The sequence below is a fragment of the Streptomyces sp. SPB074 genome (assembly GCF_000154905.1).
Classification (GTDB): Bacteria; Actinomycetota; Actinomycetes; order Streptomycetales; family Streptomycetaceae; genus Streptomyces.
Map to the genome: position 1 here is coordinate 3,160,294 of NZ_GG770539.1, position 2,776 is coordinate 3,163,069.

A 2,776-nucleotide genomic window follows, 5' to 3' on the forward strand; every position below is an offset into this window, starting at 1 on the left:
CCCTGCACGGCCGGGGCCTGGGCGCCCCGCGCGGCCGGGCCGGGACGCCCGCGCGGCCCGGGCCCGCGCGGCGCCCTGCGGGACGGCGCGGTTCGGCGGCACGGTTCAATGGGGACCATGCGTGCGGTGGTGCAGAGAGTGGACGGGGCCGAGGTCGTCGTCGGCGAGGACGTCGTGGGGGCGATCGAGGGCGAGGGGCTGTGCGTCCTCGTCGGGGTGACGCACGAGGACACCCCGGCGAAGGCGGCCCAGCTCGCGCGGAAGCTGTGGAGCCTGCGGGTGCTGGGCGGGGAGAGGTCGTGCTCCGACACGGGCGCCCCGCTCCTGGTCGTCAGCCAGTTCACGCTCTACGGCGACGCGCGCAAGGGCCGCCGCCCCACGTGGAACGCGGCGGCGCCCGGTGAGGTCGCCGAACCGCTCGTGGACGAGGTCGTCCGGTGCCTGCGCGAGCTGGGGGCGCGTGTCGAGACGGGCCGGTTCGGGGCCTCGATGCGGGTCACGCTGACGAACGACGGGCCGTTCACGGTCCTGCTGGAGATGTGAGCGCCCGCGCCCGCGTGCCGCGCCCCCGCCCCGCACCCCCGCCGTACCGCTACGGCTGGACCACGGCCTCCTGCGCCGCTGCCGTCTCCTCCGCGAGGAGGGGCGCGTCGAGCGGCACGTTGCGCTTGATGAGGCCCAGGGCGATCGGGCCGAGTTCGTGGTGGCGGGCCGAGGTGGTGACGAAGCCGAGGACGCGGCTCTCGGCGCCGTCCGCCGCGAGGCGCAGCGGGGCGCCGTGCGGCGGGAGGTGGACCTCGCTGCCGTCGAGGTGGAGGAAGACGAGGCGGCGCGGCGGCTTCCCCAGGTTGTGGACGCGCGCGACGGTCTCCTGCCCCCGGTAGCAGCCCTTGTCCAGGTGCACGGCGCGCGCGAGCCAGCCGACCTCGTGCGGGATGGTGCGGTGGTCGGTCTCGAAGCCGAGCCGGGGCAGGTGCGCCTCGACGCGCAGCGCCTCCAGGGCCAGCAGCCCGATCGCGGGCCCCGCGGCCCCGGCGAAGGCGGCCAGCTCCGCACGGGGCAGGAAGACGTCCCGGCCCTCCGGGGTCTCCCGGACGGCGGCGCCCTCGGGGCTCGGCGTGATCGACCCGGCGGGCAGGCGCACGACCGCGTACTCCTCGGTGCGGTCCACGACCTCGACGCGGTAGAAGAACTTCATGCTCTCCAGGTACGCGGCCAGCGCCTCGCGCGTACCGGGCTCGACGTGGAGCCACGTCGTCGTGCCGTCGTCCACGAGCGAGAGGTGGTGCTCGACGTGGCCGTTGGCGGAGAGGACGAGGGCCTCGGTGGCCTGCCCGGCGGGCAGCTCGCTGACGTGCTGCGTCAGGAGCAGGTGCAGCCAGGCGAGCCGCTCGGGCCCCTCGACGGTGAGCACGCCCCGGTGCGAGAGGTCGACGAAGCCGCGCCCGTCCGCGAGGGCGCGTTGCTCGCGGAAGAGGTCGCCGTAGTGCGCGGCGACCCCGGCGTCCACGCCTTCGGCGGCGACGGCTCCGGGAAGGGTGAGGAGCGGGCTCTGCGACTCGGTCGTCTTCATATCCACGAAGGGTACGACCCCGGCAGGGCCCGCGTTATTCCGGCAGGGAACGCGTGTGCTCCACGGGCCCGGCATCCTCCGCGGCCGGTTCGCGGTCCTCGCGGCAGGTGCGGCAGCGGCCGAAGATCGCGAAGTGCTTGAGGTCGGTCTCGAAGCCGAACTCCTCGCGGAGCTTGCGCGCGAAGGCGTCGGCGCTGGACGCCTCGGTCTCGATGACGTCGGCGCAGTCCCGGCACACGAGGTGCAGGTGGTCGTGCCGGTCGGCGAGGTGGTACGTGGGCGCGCCGTGGCCGAGGTGCGCGTGGCTGACGAGGTTCAGCTCCTCCAGGAGCTCCAGGGTGCGGTAGACGGTCGAGATGTTGATGCCCGAGGCGGTCTTGCGCACCTCGCAGAGGATGTCGTCGGGCGTCGCGTGTTCGAGCGCGTCCACGGCCTCCAGGACGAGCTGGCGCTGCGGCGTCAGCCGGTAGCCGCGCTGCCTGAGGTCGCTCTTCCAGTCGGTGCTCACCACCCGACCAGTGTAGGCACGGGCGCGGAAAGCGGGACCGGACCGCGGAAGGCGGCCCCGGCCCCGGGGATCAGCGCGCGTGGCGGCCTACTTGAAGAACGCGATGCCGTCGTCCGGCATGTCCGGCAGGTTGCGGGCCATCTCGGCGACCTGCTCGGGGCTCACGACCTTCTTGAGCTGCGCGGACATGTAGGGGCGCAGGCTCACCTCGGGCGTCTGCTTCTCGCCGACCCACAGCAGGTCGCCGTTGACGTACCCGTACAGGCGCTTGCCGCCGCTGTAGGGGGCCGCCGCCTCGACGCGGGCCACGGCGTCCGTGACGAGGTCGATCTGCGGCTTGCCCTCGGCGAGCTGCCCGTACCAGACCTCGACGACCCCGGCGTCACGGGTCATGACGGTCTCGATCTGGCGGTCCTTGCCGACCCGCCAGAAGCCCGACTCGGACTCCAGCGGGCCCACCTTGTCGCCGTCCTTGTCGAGCACCCAGCTGTGCGAGGTGTACTCCAGGAAGTCCCTGCCGTCGTGGCGGAAGGACAGCTCCTGCCCGAAATTGCACTTCTCGGCGCCGGGGAAGTCGAAGACGCCCGCGCCGGCCCAGTCGCCGAGGGGCCAGGCGAGGGGGACGAGGTCGCGGTGGAGGTCGGAGGGGTCTGGATCATGGCGTGCGTGCTCAGCGATCTCTCGGGGTGCGGCGG

Annotated in this window: 4 protein-coding genes; 1 reads left to right on the forward strand and 3 read right to left on the reverse strand. The window is 73.7% G+C overall.

Annotated elements, in window-relative coordinates:
* Window positions 1–117: 117 nt before the first annotated feature.
* Entirely contained in the window at window positions 118–543 is a 426-nt protein-coding gene (gene dtd, locus SSBG_RS12970) for a D-aminoacyl-tRNA deacylase (RefSeq protein ID WP_037871412.1), read from the forward strand.
* 49 nt (window positions 544–592) lie between these two features.
* Here the strand turns inward: dtd and SSBG_RS12975 are convergent, their stop codons facing one another.
* From SSBG_RS12975 to SSBG_RS12985, 3 genes are all read right to left on the reverse strand, one after another.
* Window positions 593–1,573 (reverse strand): YgfZ/GcvT domain-containing protein, encoded by a 981-nt coding sequence (locus SSBG_RS12975; protein WP_008746596.1) that lies wholly within the window; start codon window positions 1,571–1,573, stop codon window positions 593–595.
* A gap of 34 nt (window positions 1,574–1,607) precedes the next feature.
* Window positions 1,608–2,084, reverse strand: a complete 477-nt coding sequence (locus SSBG_RS12980) for a Fur family transcriptional regulator (protein WP_008746597.1) — start codon at window positions 2,082–2,084, stop codon at window positions 1,608–1,610.
* A gap of 84 nt (window positions 2,085–2,168) precedes the next feature.
* Window positions 2,169–2,759 carry an FABP family protein gene (locus tag SSBG_RS12985; RefSeq protein WP_037871413.1) on the reverse strand — a complete coding sequence of 197 codons (591 nt, stop codon included), beginning with the start codon at window positions 2,757–2,759 and terminating at the stop codon, window positions 2,169–2,171.
* Between the last annotated feature and the right edge of the window lie 17 nt (window positions 2,760–2,776).